Origin of the sequence: Sphingobium sp. KCTC 72723 (assembly GCF_014280435.1) — a bacterium.
Classification (GTDB): domain Bacteria; phylum Pseudomonadota; class Alphaproteobacteria; order Sphingomonadales; family Sphingomonadaceae; genus Sphingobium.
On the sequence record NZ_CP060388.1, the window covers coordinates 1,559,008 to 1,574,084 of the forward strand.

The 15,077-nt window shown below is 63.0% G+C and carries 13 protein-coding genes; 4 read left to right on the top strand and 9 right to left on the bottom strand.

All coding sequences use genetic code 11. From position 1 onward, the window contains the following. Window positions 1–7: 7 nt before the first annotated feature. From SPBM01_RS07880 to SPBM01_RS07890, 3 genes are read left to right on the top strand one after another with little or no spacing between them, the layout of a single operon-like run. A complete protein-coding gene (locus SPBM01_RS07880; protein ID WP_188064852.1) occupies window positions 8–313 on the top strand; it encodes a hypothetical protein in 306 nt (101 codons plus the stop codon). Further along, complete coding sequence (locus SPBM01_RS07885) at window positions 310–1,893, top strand: PepSY-associated TM helix domain-containing protein (protein ID WP_188064854.1); 1,584 nt, start codon at window positions 310–312, stop codon at window positions 1,891–1,893. Before SPBM01_RS07880 ends, SPBM01_RS07885 begins: the two co-directional genes overlap by 4 nt. Continuing rightward, window positions 1,890–2,162 (top strand): hypothetical protein, encoded by a 273-nt coding sequence (locus SPBM01_RS07890; RefSeq protein ID WP_262504358.1) that lies wholly within the window; start codon window positions 1,890–1,892, stop codon window positions 2,160–2,162. The genes SPBM01_RS07885 and SPBM01_RS07890 overlap by 4 nt, the downstream gene beginning before the upstream one ends. A 173-nt stretch (window positions 2,163–2,335) precedes the next feature. On the opposite strand, the gene SPBM01_RS07895 is transcribed toward SPBM01_RS07890, so the two are convergent. From SPBM01_RS07895 to SPBM01_RS07940, 9 genes are all read right to left on the bottom strand, one after another. After that, on the bottom strand, window positions 2,336–3,649 hold the full coding sequence (locus SPBM01_RS07895) for a glycoside hydrolase family 27 protein (RefSeq protein ID WP_262504359.1): 1,314 nt from the start codon (window positions 3,647–3,649) through the stop codon (window positions 2,336–2,338). Window positions 3,650–3,732: 83 nt separating this feature from the next. Then, window positions 3,733–4,434 carry a glutamine amidotransferase gene (locus SPBM01_RS07900; protein WP_188064857.1) on the bottom strand — a complete coding sequence of 234 codons (702 nt, stop codon included), beginning with the start codon at window positions 4,432–4,434 and terminating at the stop codon, window positions 3,733–3,735. 87 nt (window positions 4,435–4,521) lie between these two features. Then, window positions 4,522–4,779 carry a CBU_0592 family membrane protein gene (locus SPBM01_RS07905; RefSeq protein ID WP_262504360.1) on the bottom strand — a complete coding sequence of 86 codons (258 nt, stop codon included), beginning with the start codon at window positions 4,777–4,779 and terminating at the stop codon, window positions 4,522–4,524. Between the two features lie 74 nt (window positions 4,780–4,853). Further along, window positions 4,854–7,523 (bottom strand): aconitate hydratase AcnA, encoded by a 2,670-nt coding sequence (gene acnA / locus SPBM01_RS07910; RefSeq protein ID WP_188064861.1) that lies wholly within the window; start codon window positions 7,521–7,523, stop codon window positions 4,854–4,856. A 596-nt stretch (window positions 7,524–8,119) separates the two neighbouring features. After that, entirely contained in the window at window positions 8,120–10,885 is a 2,766-nt protein-coding gene (locus SPBM01_RS07920) for a bifunctional aconitate hydratase 2/2-methylisocitrate dehydratase (RefSeq protein ID WP_188064865.1), read from the bottom strand. A gap of 251 nt (window positions 10,886–11,136) precedes the next feature. Beyond that, complete coding sequence (locus SPBM01_RS07925; protein ID WP_188064866.1) at window positions 11,137–12,903, bottom strand: DUF885 domain-containing protein; 1,767 nt, start codon at window positions 12,901–12,903, stop codon at window positions 11,137–11,139. Between the two features lie 44 nt (window positions 12,904–12,947). Further along, window positions 12,948–13,151: a DUF5818 domain-containing protein gene (locus tag SPBM01_RS07930; RefSeq protein ID WP_188064868.1), complete on the bottom strand. Its 204-nt coding sequence runs from the start codon at window positions 13,149–13,151 to the stop codon at window positions 12,948–12,950. Window positions 13,152–13,155: 4 nt separating this feature from the next. Next, on the bottom strand, window positions 13,156–13,341 hold the full coding sequence (locus SPBM01_RS07935; protein WP_188064871.1) for a DUF1328 domain-containing protein: 186 nt from the start codon (window positions 13,339–13,341) through the stop codon (window positions 13,156–13,158). 67 nt (window positions 13,342–13,408) lie between these two features. After that, on the bottom strand, window positions 13,409–14,422 hold the full coding sequence (locus SPBM01_RS07940) for a 2-hydroxyacid dehydrogenase (protein WP_188064873.1): 1,014 nt from the start codon (window positions 14,420–14,422) through the stop codon (window positions 13,409–13,411). Window positions 14,423–14,525: 103 nt separating this feature from the next. On the opposite strand from SPBM01_RS07940, the gene SPBM01_RS07945 reads away from it, so the two are divergent. Continuing rightward, window positions 14,526–15,017 carry an SH3 domain-containing protein gene (locus tag SPBM01_RS07945; protein WP_188064874.1) on the top strand — a complete coding sequence of 164 codons (492 nt, stop codon included), beginning with the start codon at window positions 14,526–14,528 and terminating at the stop codon, window positions 15,015–15,017. Window positions 15,018–15,077: the final 60 nt, after the last annotated feature.

The window sequence follows — 15,077 nt, forward strand, 5'->3', positions numbered from 1 at the left end:
AGAGACGATGTCACCCAAGTCGCGCCGCTGGATCCGCATTGCGCTCGCCGGGCCGGGGGCCGTGATCGTTGCCCTGGTCGTCATGGCGGGCATGGCGCTGTGGCTGCCGGGCGGCGCGGCGGGGATCGACAATCTGGTGTTGCCGCTGGTGCTGGTGCCGCTGGTCTGGGCCGGGCTGTTCTTTCACGCCTGCCTCGACCGGCGGCTCACACGGGTTGCGATCATCGCTGGCGGGCTGTTAGTGATCCATGGCGGGCTGGTCGCGCAGAAGTTCAGCGAAAATCAGCCCGTCGCAGCGGAGGCGCATCCATGATCCACCTGCCCAAGGATGAAACCAAGGCGATGGTTGCCGTGCATGGCTGGTCGGGCATATTGCTCGGCCTGCTGCTCTATGCCGTGGTGCTGACTGGCACGGCGGCGGTTTTCGCGGAAGAAATCGGCATCTGGTCGGCGGGCCACGTCGCATCGCAATCCGCGTTCGAGCGGCCGATGGCCGACACGATGCGGACGCTGGGCGCGCGGACGCCCGCAAAATATCACGAAGCGATCGACCTGTTCGAGGTCGGCGATCATGATCTGGGCGCGTTTTTCCACCGGCATGAGATGGACGGGGGCGTGCCAGTCAGCCGGGGCATCTTCTATGTCGTCGGCAAGAACGGTCAGGTGATCCACAGCCAGGCGGGAACGGACGAAACCGTGTTCGGCCCGCGCAACGACAATGCGCTGAGTGCCTTTCTGGTCGACACCCATGTGCGGCTGCATGTCCCCAACCCCTGGGGGCTGTTGCTGACTGGCGTCGTGGGTTTGTCCATGCTGGTCGCGGCGGTATCCGGCCTGCTGATCCATCGTCATTTGTTCAAGGACATCTTCACGCTGCGCCGCAGGGCGAAGCCCGTGCTGGTCAACCGCGACAAGCATAGCGTCGCCGGGACATGGAGCCTGCCCTTCGCCTTCATCCTGGCCTTTACCGGCAGCTTCTTCTCCTTCTTTGGCACCATCGGCGTGCCGATCGTCGCGATGGCGGCCTTTGGCGGGAATGTCACGGCATTGAACGAAGCGGTGTTCGGCACCCCCGGCAAGCCCGACCCGCGCCCTGCCCCCATCGGCAATTTCGACCGTATCACCAGCGACGCCATCACGCGCGCCGGGGCAGTGCCGACCTTTGTCGCGGTCGAGAATTTCGGCCGCGCCGATACCAGGGTGACGACCTATCACCCGCCCAAAAGCGGCGGCCTTGCGCCGATCTCGCTGCTGTATAATGGCGCGAGCGCGCAGTTCGATCAGGTCAAACCGCTGATCGGTCCCAAACCATCCGCCGGTGGCACGCTGGCGGCGATCATGTCGCCGCTGCACTTCGGCAATTTTGCCGGGATGCTGTCCAAGGCGATCTGGTTCGGACTGGGCTTTGCCATGTGTTATGTCACCTATACCGGCATCCGCCTGTGGCTGGTGCGGCGGGAGGATGGCGCGCGGTCGATGGGCTGGCTGGATCGGTCGCTCGTCATCGTCGGGCTTGGCCTGCCAGTCGCCCTGCTGGCATCGACCGCCACATTCCTTGTCGCCATGCCGCTGGGGAGCGCGATTTACTGGACGCCTGCCAGCTTCGTGATCGGCTGTGCGGCGCTGATCCTGGCCGGGTTCCTGTGGCCGACCAGCGCCGGGTTCGCGCGGGTTTTGCAACTGGCGATGGCGGTGATCATGATCGTCCTGCCGCCGCTTCGCCTGCTGACGGGCGGCCCCGGCTGGACAATAGCGATCGCGACGGGGCAGCCCGTGATCGTGGCGCTGGATCTGGCCTTCCTGCTGGTTGGCGGATGGTTGCTGTGGCGGACCATAGGCGCGCGGCGGACCGTCGCCGGCACCAGCCACCAAGCCCTTGCGGCGGCGGAATGATGATGGTCCTGCTTTCCATTGCCTTTTCCACCGCGATTTTGGCCTTTTTGTGCCTGGGCGATCCCAAGCGGCGACGCAGCGTCAAATTGCCCGGAGCAGCGCAGGGCGTAGCGGTGCGCCGCCTGTCGGCGGTGGCCAGCCTGCTGCCCGGCATGGCCTATGCGATACGGGGGGATGGCGCCGCCATATTCCTGTGGCTGGGGGGATATGCCATGGCCGGATGGCTGGTCACGCTGGCCTTTTCAACGATGCGCAACAATGCCGGATAAACGGGCAGGATTAAGGCGATCGGCTCAGTATATTCGATGCTTTTGCGACAGCGAGATGGACAATGAGTCGCTGTTTTTTTGCGAGGCTGGATGAGCAGTCTGAATCATGATCGGGCAGATTGCTCATACCGACCGGGCGGCAGCGTCCCTAACCGGCGCTGCCGCCCCCATGTTCAGACCTTGCGCACCCGATATAAGGCTGCGCCATGCGGGGGCAGATGTGCCGCGACCCTGTCCGTCAGGCGCCCCAGGGGCGTGTCTTGCCACAGATCATGGCCATCGACCGGGCCAGCAATGCCAAGGGCGGGCAGGCCGATGCCGACATCGCGTGGCTTGTCGCCAGTGTTGAACAGCGCGACATAGCGGTCCCCGCTCCCTTCCGCCTGCGCCGACCAGATGCGCGCGCCATCCTCCACGAAATGGGGGCGATTGTCATGGCTGGCCTGATTGACGGCCAGCACCGCGCGATTGGTGAGCAGCGCCAGCGTTGCGGCGTCGAGATGGCGCAAATCCCCGCCCATGATGAGCGGCGACCGCGCGATCGCCCATAACGTCATCAGGCTGCGCTGTTCGTCGGAGGTGAAGCGCGTGTCGCGTTCGCCCAGCGCCAGCCGACCAAGCGGCAGCATGTCCGCGTCGGGCCAGGAACCGGGACCACGCCAGGGCGTCCAGTTTTCCAGCCGGGTAAATTGCGCCTCCAACATGGTCCAGTCATCCCAGAAATCGTCGGAGATACGCCACATCTGTGCAAAACGCCGCACATGGTCGCCCCGGATCACCGGGGTTTCGCCCGGCGACAGGCTGAGCATGATTGGCCGCCCGGTCGCGACGATCGCCTTGTGCGCGGCCTCTATTTCCGGCGCGTGCGCGTCATAGGGGCGGCTCATGTCGTCCATCTTGACGAAATCGACGCCCCAATCGGCGTAGAGGCGAAAGAGGCCGTCATAATAGGCCTGCGCACCGGGTTTGCGCATATCGACGCCGAGCATGTCCGGGTTCCACGAACAGATGCTGTCCCGGTCGGCAATGTCGGCGGCACGATAGCGCGTGCCAAGGATCGGCAGATTCTGCTCCACCGCCGCGCGCGGGATACCGCGCATGACATGGATGCCAAATTGCAGGCCCAGCGCGTGGATATCGCGCGCAAGTGGGGCAAAGCCCCTGCCCCCGGCGCTGGATGGAAAGCGGTTGGGCGCGGGGATCATGCGGCCATAGCCATCCATCGCCGGTTTGGGCCGGGCATTATAGGTGTAACTTGATGCTTCGGGTTCATACCACTGGATGTCGACGGTGAAGATGCTGTAGCCAAAAGGCAGCAGCTTTTGCGCCATGATGGCAGCGGTTTCGCGCGCCTGTGCTTCGGTGATGGTGGTGGCAAAGCTGTTCCAGCTGTTCCACCCCATCGGCGGACGCGGGGCCAGCAGCGCAGCGCCCTGCCCGGCTTCCGGTACGGACTGCGCCATGCCGGCCGCAGCAAATCCCGCCATGCCGCCTGCCAGAATCCCGCGACGGCTGGCTTTCCATGTCTTATCTATCATTTGTCGGAGTTAATAGGAGGCCGACGCGAAGATCAAGATATAATGCCTGCAAGCCACTCGCCAATCATCGCTCGCCCGGCAGCAACTGCGCCCGGACCATGATCGTCATGATCGCGGCGCAGGGCGATGCCGCACTGGCCCGCCACGTCCAGGTCCGCCCAGAAATGAGTCAGCCAATCGTCAAAGCGGGGATCCTGGCCCATTTCGGCATGGAATTGCAGCGCCAGCAGATTTGGGCCACGCCGGAACGCCTGATGCGCGTAGCGATCCGTCGATGCGAGCAGATCGACATTGTCGGGCAGGTCGAACGTGTCGCTGTGCCAGTGGAGCAGCGGCACGCCGTCGACATGACGCAGCGGCGATGCCGCGCCCGTGCCGGTCACCGTCACCGGCGCGAAACCCAGTTCCATATGCCCGCCGGGATAGACTCGCGCGCCCAGTGCCGCTGCGATCATCTGACTGCCCAGGCACACGCCCAGCGTTGGCCGGTCCCGCTCCAGCCGCTGCGCCAGCTTGGCGAGTTGCACGGGAATCCAGGGATGCACGTCCGTTTCATACACGCCCATCGGCCCGCCCATCATGATGAGCAGGTCGGGATCGCACAGGTCCACGCCCGCAAAATCAGGGCTGGCGACGTCGATACGGTCGATATGATAGCCCGCCGCCTCGATCGGCTGAAGATAACCGGCCGCGCCTTCGCGGGGGAGATGACGGACGATAAGCGCTCTTTTCATTGCCGGCCCATAGCTAGGCAGAGATTGGGACGAGCGCCAGCCCAGCCTTTCTTGGGGGCGGTCAAAATAGGCTATGGGCAAAATGGACTATGAACGCGATGTCCGGCGGTGACGCGCGATGCGCCACAGCGCAGCCACGCCAATGCCGCTCCAGATGATGTTCAGCACCATCGACGGGATCGCGCCATGCCACCAGGTATTGAGGACGAACAGCGCCGCGCCGAGCGCGTTCATCCCCTGAAATACAGCGGAATCGCCCGTCATCCGCCCGCTCGATACGCCCAGATATGCGCCCAGCACCAGCAGCGCGCCGGTCCAGCCGACGATTTCGACAAAGATGTTCACTATAGTCCCCGACGGAAAAAGGGCGCTGCCCGGTCGGGAAGCGCCCTTCATTCCTAGCGCAGCCTATGCTGCGATCAAGCGGCCAGCTTGCGCAGCACATATTGGAGGATGCCACCGTTCAGGAAATATTCCAGTTCGTTGATCGTGTCGATCCGGCAGAGCGCAGTGAAGGTGAAGGTCGAATCGTCGGCGCGGGTGACCAGCACCGTCACGTCCTGGCGGGGTTTGAGGTCCGCGACACCTGTAATGGTGAAACTTTCGTCGCCGGTCAGGCCCAGCGTGTCGCGCGTATCGCCATCCTTGAACTGGAGCGGCAGCACGCCCATGCCGACCAGATTGGAACGGTGAATACGCTCGAAACTTTCAACGATGACCGAGCGGACACCCAGCAGGTTGGTCCCCTTGGCCGCCCAGTCGCGCGATGAGCCGGTGCCATATTCCTTGCCGCCGATGACGACCAGCGGGGTGCCGTCGGCCTTATGCTTCATCGCTGCGTCATAGATCGGCAGGACTTCGCCCTGATAGCTGGTCATGCCGCCTTCGACGCCGTCCAGCATCAGATTTTTGATGCGGATATTGGCGAAAGTGCCACGCATCATGACTTCGTGATGGCCGCGCCGCGCGCCATAGCTGTTGTAGTCGGCCTGCGCGACCTGGTGTTCGCTCAGCCATTGGCCAGCGGGCGAGGACGCCTTGATCGAGCCTGCGGGCGAGATGTGGTCGGTGGTGATCGAATCGCCGAAGATCGCCAGCGGCCTGGCTTCGATGATGTCGTTGACCGCCGCCGGGGTCATGCTCAACCCTTCGAAATAGGGCGGGTTGGCGACATAGGTGGAGCCTGCGCGCCAGCTATAGGTGTCGCTGCCGGTCACGTCGATCGCCTGCCAGTGCGCGTCGCCCTTATAGACATTGGCGTAGCGCGCCTGAAACATGGCGCGGTCCATGCAGCCAGCCATCGTGGTGGCGATTTCGTTGTTGGTCGGCCAGATGTCCTTGAGATAGACATCGTTGCCCGCCGTGCTGACGCCGATCGGGGTGGTGATGAAATCCTCGATCACCGTGCCTTTGAGCGCATAGGCGACGACCAGCGGCGGCGAAGCCAGGAAGTTGGCGCGCACGTCAGGTGACACGCGGCCTTCGAAGTTGCGGTTTCCGGAGATGACGGCAGCGGCGACAAGGCCGTTTTCATTGATAGCCGCGCTGATAGCAGGCGCGAGAGGGCCGGAGTTGCCGATGCAGGTCGTGCAGCCATAGCCTACCAGGTTGAAGCCGATGGCATCGAGATGCGTCTGAAGGTTGGCTTTTTCCAGATAGTCAGTGACGACCTGGCTACCCGGTGCGAGCGAAGTCTTGACCCAGGGTTTAGGCTTCAGGCCCAGTTCGTTCGCCTTTTTAGCGACCAGACCGGCAGCAACCATGACGCCGGGGTTCGATGTGTTGGTGCAACTGGTGATCGCGGCGATCGTGACGTCGCCGTCGCCAATGTCGAAATCCTTGCCCTCTACCGGCACGCGCTGCTGCGCCTTTTTGTAGGTGTTGACGAGGTCGGCGTTGAACACGTCATCGACTTCCGGCAGCGCAACGCGGTCCTGCGGGCGCTTGGGTCCGGCAAGGCTGGGGACGACGGTGGCAAGGTCGAGTTCCAGCGTGTCGGTGAATACCGGATCAATAGCGGGGTCGATCCAGAAGCCCTGTTCCTTGGCATAGGCTTCGACCAGCGCGAGGTTTTCCTCGCTGCGGCCGGTCAGGCGCATGTAGTCGATCGTCTTGTCATCGATACCGAAGAAGCCGCAGGTTGCGCCATATTCGGGTGCCATGTTGGCCAGCGTCGCGCGGTCGGCGAGCGACAATGAGGCAAGGCCGGGGCCGAAATATTCCACGAAGCGGCCGACTACGCCACGCGCGCGCAGCATCTGGGTCGCGGTGAGGACGAGGTCGGTGGCAGTGACGCCTTCTTTCAGTTCGCCGGTGAATTTGAAGCCGACGACTTCGGGGATCAGCATGGAAACCGGCTGGCCCAGCATCGCGGCTTCCGCTTCGATGCCGCCGACGCCCCAGCCCAGCACGCCCAGGCCGTTGACCATCGTGGTGTGGCTGTCGGTGCCGACGCAGGTATCTGGATAGGCGACGGTCACGCCGTCCGGGCCTTCGCTCGACCAGACGGCCTGCGCGATATTTTCCAGATTGACCTGATGGCAGATGCCGGTGCCGGGCGGCACCGCGTAGAAATTGGCAAGGGACTTGCTGCCCCATTTCAGGAAATCATAGCGTTCCATATTGCGCTGATATTCGATTTCCACATTCTGTTCGAATGCCTTGGGCGTGCCGAATTCATCGACCATGACCGAGTGGTCGATGACGAGATGGACGGGAACCTGAGGGTTGATCTTGCTGGCGTCCGCGCCCAGCGCGTTCATCGCGTCACGCATGGCGGCCAGATCGACCACGCAAGGCACGCCGGTAAAGTCCTGCAACAGCACGCGGGCGGGGCGATACTGGATTTCGCGCTGCGCCTTGCCCCGGTCATTCTGCCAGTCGACGATCGCCTGAATATCGTCTGTGGTGACAGTGACGCCATCTTCGAAGCGGAGCAGGTTTTCCAGCAGCACTTTCATCGAAAAAGGCAGGCGCGAAACGTCTCCAAGTTTCGCGGCGGCCTTCTTGAGCGAATAAAAGGCAATGTCCTTGCCGTCGACATGCAAAATGTCGCGCGTGCCAAGTGTGTCCTGTCCGATGGCGGTCATAAGATGTGCGTCTCCTCGCATGGCCTCGGCCAGAGGATGGCGCGGTTCCACCAGAAGCTCGCAGAACGGTGATCAACAACCGATCGGCAAGGTGGCAGGGATGCGCCCCAACCCGTGGTCGAAGCAGGTATGTCCCGATGCTGCGGTGCCATAACATTTGAGAGGTTCAAGTCAAATGGCGACGCAGCCTGAAATCCCTATGTAGGGATATGTTTCGCGCATTCAAACGTTGCATGGGCAGAAAGGGGAGACAGCCATGGAAGTAGGTTTTTCGCCCATTGGAACAGGGGTTTTTGCTATCAATCCGCAATATCGGGAAGGCCAGAAAATGCCCTGCCCTGATTGCGGTGGCAATCAGTGGATCGTCGGTCGGGTGGTGGCGGAGTGCGCGCGATGTGAAACGCTACTGCCGCTTGCTGCATCGCAGCATCGAGGGTGGATGGGCGGCTGGTCCTGACGCGGCGTCAGGTTGATAGCCTGACAGATTTGCGATCGCTTGCCAGTCGGCAGAACGATCGAAACAAAAAGGCAATGCCGCCGCCGCATTCCCCGCACAGGGAGAGTGCAGCGGCGGCATTATCATAGCGATCGCCGGATCAGTGGGCCACTGGCGGCGCGAACTTGGTCAGGTCGATGCCCATGACCGCGTTCTTATATTCGTCCATGTTGGGCGTGCGGCCCAGGATAGTCGACAGCACCACGACCGGGGTCGAGGCGAGGAGCGATTCGCCCTTCTTCTCGGCGGTATCCTCCACGACACGACCCTGGAACAGGCGGGTCGATGTGGCGAGGACAGTGTCGCCCTTGGCGGCCTTTTCCTGATTGCCCATGCACAGGTTGCAACCCGGACGCTCCAGATACAGCATATTTTCGTAGCTGGTACGCGCCGCATTCTTGGGCGCTACGTCGTCAAATTCGAACCCGGCATATTTCTTCAGCACATCCCAATCGCCTTCGGCTTTCAGCTCATCGACGATATTATAGGTCGGCGGGGCGACGACCAGTGGCGCCTTGAACTCGACCTTGCCTTCGCTGGCTTCGATATTCTTGAGCATCTGGGCTAGGATCTTCATGTCGCCCTTATGCACCATGCACGATCCGATGAAGCCCAGATCGACCTTCTTGGTGCCGCCATAATAGGAGACAGGACGGATGGTGTCATGAGTGTAGCGCTTGGACACGTCGGCATTGTTGACGTCCGGGTCGGCGATCATCGGCTCGTCGATCAGATCGAGGTCGACCACGATTTCAGCGAAATATTTGGCGTTGGCCTCCGGCGTCAGTGCAGGCTTTTCGCCCGAACGGATTTGCGCGATGCGCTTGTCCGCCAGCGCGATCAGGCCGCGTAGCGTGCCGGCGGCATTTTCCATGCCCTTGTCGATCATGATCTGGATGCGCGACTTGGCGATTTCCAGCGACTCGATCAGCGTTGCGTCTTCCGAAATGCAGATCGACGCCTTGGCCTTCATTTCGGCCGTCCAGTCCGTGAAGGTGAAGGCCTGATCGGCCAGCAGCGTGCCGATATGCACTTCGATGATACGGCCCTGGAACACATTTTCGCCGCCGGACTGGGCCAGCATCTGCGCCTGGGTCGCGTGGACGACGTCGCGGAAATCCATATAGGGCAACATCTTGCCCTTGAAGGTGACCTTGACCGACTGCGGGATCGGCATGGTCGCCTCGCCCGTGGCCAGCGCCAGCGCCACCGTGCCGGAGTCCGCGCCGAAAGCCACGCCCTTCGACATGCGGGTGTGGCTGTCGCCGCCGATGATGATCGCCCAGTCGTCCACGGTGATGTCGTTCAGCACCTTGTGGATCACGTCCGTCATCGCATGATAGACGCCCCTGGGGTCGCGCGCGGTGATGAGGCCGAAATTGTTCATGAAGGACATGAGCTTCGGGATATTGGCCTGCGCCTTCTTGTCCCACACCGACGCGGTGTGGCAGCCCGACTGATAGGCGCCATCGACCAGCGGCGAAATGACGGTGGCCGCCATGGCTTCGAGTTCCTGCGCGGTCATCAGGCCAGTGGTGTCCTGCGACCCCACGATGTTGACCGTGACGCGCACGTCCGACCCGGCGTGCAATATCTTGCCCGGCGCGACGCCCACGGCGTTGCGGTTGAAGATCTTTTCCACCGCCGTCAGGCCCTGGCCCTCGACCGTGATTTCCTTGTTCGGGGCGAACACCAGCGGCGCTTCGACGCCCAGCGTTTCGGCGGCGAAGGTCTGGAGCTTCTTGCCGAAGACGATGGCGTAGCTGCTGCCCGCCTTCATGAACTCCATCTTCTGCGGGGTGAAGGCGGCGGCGACATCGACCAGTTCGTTGCCAGCCTCGTCGGTCAGCTTCTTGTTCTTGACGTCGATCTTCAGAACCGTGCCGGTTTCGACCGAGAATTTCTCCTCCAGCACCGGATTGCCGTCATTGTTCAGGATCGGCTTGCCGTCCGGGCCAGTCATCTTGACCCAGTTTTTCAGGTTGATGCCGATGCCGCCGGTCACGTCCACGGTCGTCGCGAAGATCGGCGAAATGCCGTTGGTGCCGCCGACGACGGGGGCATAGTTGACGAAGGGGACATAGGGGCTGGACTGCTTGCCGGTCCACAGCGCCACATTGTTGACGCCCGACATGCGCGAAGAACCGACGCCCATCGTACCTTTTTCGGCGATCAGCATGACGCGCTTGTCGGGGTGCTGGGCTTTCAGCGCCACGATCTGCTGCTGCGCTTCCGGCGTCATCATGCACAGGCCATGCAGTTCGCGGTCGGAGCGCGAGTGCGCCTGATTGCCCGGCGAGAGCAGGTCGGTCGAAATGTCACCTTCACCCGCGATGAAGGTCACGACTTCGATCTCGTCCTCGACATCCGGCAGTTTGGTGAAAAACTCAGCCTTGGCGTAGCTTTCCAGCACGCCTGTCGCAACCGCGTTGCCCGCCGCATGGGCGTCACGCAGGCGGAACATGTCGGCGTCGTACAGGAAGAATTGAGTCTTGAGGACGTTGCCCGCCTGAGCCGCGAGTTTGGCGTCATCGCCCAGCGCAATGTCGAGCAGCACGGCGATGGAAGGGCCGCCCTTCATGTGGCTGAGCAGTTCGAAGGCGAAGGCGACCGTGATTTCCGGGACGATTACCTGTCCCTGGACGATCTGCTTGAGGAACGCTGCCTTGACCGCCGCTGCGCTCGTGGTGCCGGGCAGCGTGTTGTAGATAAAGAATTTCAGCGCGTCGGCGCGATTTGCGTTCCCCGCATCCTGGATCAGGGCGATGATGTCGCGGACCAGCGCTCCGTCGTCGATTGGCTTGGGCGCAAGTCCCTGAGTCTTTCGGCTGTCGATTTCGGACAGATAATCCAGGTAAATGCTCATCTTTTCCCCAACGTCATAAAGTATACGGAGTCGACGCGCAGCGCCACTTGCCGATCTTTATGCCCGGTCTGGGAGCTGACGAGGCTCCGGTACGTCAACCGGGGCGGATTGGCAAGTCGCGGCAGCGCAGCAAACTGCCTTTCGCAGGGCCGCTGATCGGCTTGAGATCGGGACTTTTCGCTAACCTGCTCGAAAAGATTGGACTTAAGTAGGACGCCCGGCCCCTGCCCTGCGCAATGCTGCGCGGGCGATCAACGCGCTTTTTCCGTCGCGATCCAGCCGTCGATCTGGCTTTCCAGCACCGTCAGCGGCACGGCTCCCTGCGCCAGCACTATGTCGTGGAAGCGGCGCAGGTCGAATTTCGGTCCCAGCGCGGCTTCGGCCTTGTCGCGCAATTCGCGGATTTTGATTTCGCCCAGCTTGTAGCCCAGCGCCTGCCCCGGCCAGCTGATATAGCGGTTCACCTCCGCATCGATATTGGCGGCGGACAGCGCGCTGTTTTCCGTCATGAACGCAACCGCGCGCGCCTTGTCCCAGCCCTTGGCATGGATGCCGGTGTCCACGACCAGACGGCAGGCGCGCCACATTTCGTAGGACAGGCGTCCCATCATCTTTTCGGGCGTGTCGTACAGGCCCATCTCCTCCCCCAGATATTCGGTGTAGAGCGCCCAGCCCTCCACATAGGCCGTAAAGCCCGCCAGATATTTGCGGAAGGGTGGCAGCGGCAATTCCTGTTGCAGGGCGATCTGGTTGTGGTGACCCGGCACGGCTTCATGCGCGGTCAATGCGGGCAGTTCCCAGAAGGGGCGCTGGTCGAGGCGCGATGTATTGACGAAATAGGTCCCTGCAATGCCGCTTTCGGGCGAACCGGGCATGTAATAGGCCGTGGTCGTCCCTTCCGCTTCGGCGGCGGGAATGGGTTTGAGGCCATAGGGCAGGCGCGGCAGCGTGCCGAAATAGCGCGGCAACAGACCGTCGATCGCCTTTGCCTGACGCGCGGCGACTTGCAGCAGTTCCTCCGGCGTTTTGGCATAATAGCGCGGATCAGTGCGCAGATGGTCAGTGAAGGCGGCGCGGGAGGGATAGCCAGCCTTGGTCGCGACTGCATCCATGCGGGCGCGGATGCGCGTGACTTCGGACAGGCCGATGGCGTGGATCTGGTCCGGCGTCAGGTCCGTCGTGGTGTGCGCCCGCACCCGGCTGGCATACCAGGCTGCGCCGCCCGGCAGAGTGGAGGCGCTATCGCTCTTGCGGCAATGGGGGAGATAGTCAGTGACGAACAGGTCGTGCCAGGCGCGATATTCAGGGGCGATGACGTCCTTGATCAGACTTTTGGCGCGCGCCTGCATCGTCACCCAGTCCGCGTCGCTGATGTCGCGGGGTTTGGCGCGGGTGAAGGGTTCGTAGAAGCGCGTCTCCTCCGGCTTGCCCGCGACGATGCCGCTGATGCTGGCGGCATATTTGCCCAGCACCGAACAGGGCTGAACATAGCCGCCCTTGATCGCCTGCCGCGTGATGGCAAGGGCATCGCTATTCTGCTTGGGGTAGAGCGACAGGCGAGTGAGATAGCTGTCATAGTCGGCGCGGTTGTAGAATGGCAGGCCGTCGGCCATTCCGGCAAAACCCTGATGCCAGCCATAATAGCTGGTAAACAGCATCAGCCGTTCGGCGGGATGGGTATCTCCGGCAATATCGTCCCGCAGCATCCACAGCAGGACCGAACGGTTGACTCGATCGGCAGGGGTCAGGCTGGCGTCGGCAATGGCTTCCAGTCGGGCGACAAAGGCCTGCTCCGCCTTGATCTGCGCGGCGCGGGCGGGGAGCAACATGTCATAGATGCGGTCGTCATAGGTGCGCACGCCGCGTGCAGTCGCTTCGGTCGGGTGGACGGAGAGCCACCAGGCCCAATGATCGTCCATGATGCTTTGCAGTTGATCGCGGGGCGTTGCCTGCTGCGCCATTGCGGGCGTGGCGGCGAGGAGGAGAGCGGCGGGGAGCAGGGACAATATGGTGCGCATGGGTGTAAGGCATTGCGCCTAAATGCCGGTTTGGCAAGAGCGTGTCAGACAGGTGCCACGCCGTCAGCTTCTACTATGCCATCGCCCGCATGATAGCCGCGCACCCGGACCCGCTTTTCGACATGGTCCACCGGCACGCGCAGCAGCACGAGCCGGTAGACGCCGCCCAGATCACGCTGGAGCAGGAAGCCCGCATCGTCGCGTAGCAACCTGCCTGTTTCATCTACGCCAGCGCCAATTTCCGTCATTGGGTCAGTCTATGGCATCCTTGATGCCCTTGCCAGCCAATAGACCCAGCACGAGGAACAGGGCGAAGATGGCGATGGCGATGAAGAACAGGATCTTGGCGATGCCGACGAAGGTGCCGGCCGCGCCGCCAAAGCCCAGGATCGCCAGAACGGCGGCGATGACGAGTGAGATGACTGCCAGTTTCAACATGATGGTCCGTTCCTACGATAGCGAAAGGTTACGGTAGCCCAACGGATGGAACGGGATGCGGTTCCGTTCAGACCCAGCCTTCCAGCACCTGATTGGGCGGGCGGTGGCCATCGACCCAGCTGCGGATATTGGCGATGACCCGCGCGCCGGTGGCATCGCGCCCTTCGAACGTGGCAGAACCCATATGCGGCAGCAGGACCACGTTGGCGAGCGCGAACAGGCGGGCATCGACCGCCGGTTCATGGGTATAGACGTCCAGCCCGGCTCCTGCGATGCGCCCTTCGTCCAGCGCGGCGATCAGCGCGGCTTCGTCCGTGATTTCCGCGCGGGAAGTGTTGATGAGATAGGCGTGCGGCGGCATCAGCGCGATGCGGCGCGCGTCGATCAGGGCGCGGCTGTCGCCGTTGAGCGGGCAATGGATCGACACGATGTCGCAGGCGGCCAGCATGGCGTCGATGTCGCCATACCATTCCGCCTCCAGTTCCTGTTCGACTTCGAACGGCAGGCGGTGGCGGTTATGATAGGCGATCGACAGGCCGAAGGCGCGGGCGCGGCGGGCGACGGCGCGACCGATGCGGCCCATGCCGATAATGCCCAGCTTCTTGCCGCCGATGCGATGGCCGAGCATTCCCGAAGGACTCCAGCCGCGCCATTGGCCAGACCGCACCAGCTTCTCCCCCTCCGCCAGGCGACGGGGGACCGACAGGATCAGCGCCATCGTCATGTCGGCGGTATCCTCCGTCAGGACGCCGGGGGTGTTGGTGACGATGATGCCCCGCGCGCGAGCGGCGGCCAGATCGATATGATCGACGCCGCTGCCGAAGCTGGCAATGAGTTGCAAGCGTTCGGGCGCGGCGGCGATAAGCGCGGCGTCGATCGGGTCGCTGATGCAGGGGACCAGCACGTCGCATTGCGCCATCGCACGGGTAAGGTCGGTGCGGGTCATCGCGCCGTCGCCGACATTGAAGCTGGCGTCGAACAGCTGCGCCATCCGCGCCTCTACCTGAGGGGGCAGGCGGCGCGTGACGACGACGCGCGGCTTGGCGGGGCGCTGTTGGGTCTTGCGCGGTTTCTGGGCCATGATCCTAGCCGCTATGCCCCGTCGCGGCATCGGTCAAGCGGATATGGCGGTGCGGGTCATTCAAAGGCTGTCGCGGAACGATCCAACGGGCTAAGGACAGGCGATGGGATATTTGGGAAATGGCACGGGCATGAAGCGGATATTGCTGGGCGCGGGCATCGCGCTGGCCACAGTCGGAACGGCGTTCGCTGCGCCGGGCAAGCCGGTGCCATATTGGGCATCGCTGTCGCAGGACGAGGCGCGGATGCGGGTGGGACCGAGCCTGGATTACCCGTCCAACTGGGTCTATCGCCGCCGCGACCTGCCGGTGAAGGTAGTGCAGGTGCTGGGCCTGTGGCGCCGGATCGAGGATGCCGACGGCACGCAGGGATGGATGCACGTCCGCCTGTTGAGCGACACGCCGACCGGGATCGTGCGGGCCGGTGTCGCCCCATTGCGCGAATCGCCGCGTGAGGGCGCGCGGGCGCTGTTCCGGGCGGAGCGCGGCGTCGTGGGGCGGCTGAGCGACTGTTCGGGCGGCTGGTGCAGCTTCGACGTGAAGGGCCAGCGCGGCTATGTGAAGGCCAGCGATGTGTGGGGCGCGGTCGGAAACTAGGTAGGGAGGGCTGGAAATGCGCTTTTTGGGCGAGGTTTCCGGGGTTTCGCGCGCTTGATT

Bases quoted from the DNA above. Each gene is read 5' to 3' on its own strand.
- SPBM01_RS07935 (WP_188064871.1), bottom strand. From the start codon at position 13,341: ATGTTGAAACTGGCAGTCATCTCACTCGTCATCGCCGCCGTTCTGGCG.
- SPBM01_RS07920 (WP_188064865.1), bottom strand. From the start codon at position 10,885: ATGAGCATTTACCTGGATTATCTGTCCGAAATCGACAGCCGAAAGACT.
- SPBM01_RS07940 (WP_188064873.1), bottom strand. From the start codon at position 14,422: ATGGCCCAGAAACCGCGCAAGACCCAACAGCGCCCCGCCAAGCCGCGC.
- SPBM01_RS07885 (WP_188064854.1), top strand. From the start codon at position 310: ATGATCCACCTGCCCAAGGATGAAACCAAGGCGATGGTTGCCGTGCAT.
- SPBM01_RS07925 (WP_188064866.1), bottom strand. From the start codon at position 12,903: ATGCGCACCATATTGTCCCTGCTCCCCGCCGCTCTCCTCCTCGCCGCC.
- acnA (WP_188064861.1), bottom strand. From the start codon at position 7,523: ATGACCGCCATCGGACAGGACACACTTGGCACGCGCGACATTTTGCAT.
- SPBM01_RS07945 (WP_188064874.1), top strand. From the start codon at position 14,526: ATGGGATATTTGGGAAATGGCACGGGCATGAAGCGGATATTGCTGGGC.
- SPBM01_RS07900 (WP_188064857.1), bottom strand. From the start codon at position 4,434: ATGAAAAGAGCGCTTATCGTCCGTCATCTCCCCCGCGAAGGCGCGGCC.
- SPBM01_RS07880 (WP_188064852.1), top strand. From the start codon at position 8: ATGTCACCCAAGTCGCGCCGCTGGATCCGCATTGCGCTCGCCGGGCCG.
- SPBM01_RS07895 (WP_262504359.1), bottom strand. From the start codon at position 3,649: ATGGCGGGATTTGCTGCGGCCGGCATGGCGCAGTCCGTACCGGAAGCC.
- SPBM01_RS07890 (WP_262504358.1), top strand. From the start codon at position 1,890: ATGATGATGGTCCTGCTTTCCATTGCCTTTTCCACCGCGATTTTGGCC.
- SPBM01_RS07930 (WP_188064868.1), bottom strand. From the start codon at position 13,151: ATGACGGAAATTGGCGCTGGCGTAGATGAAACAGGCAGGTTGCTACGC.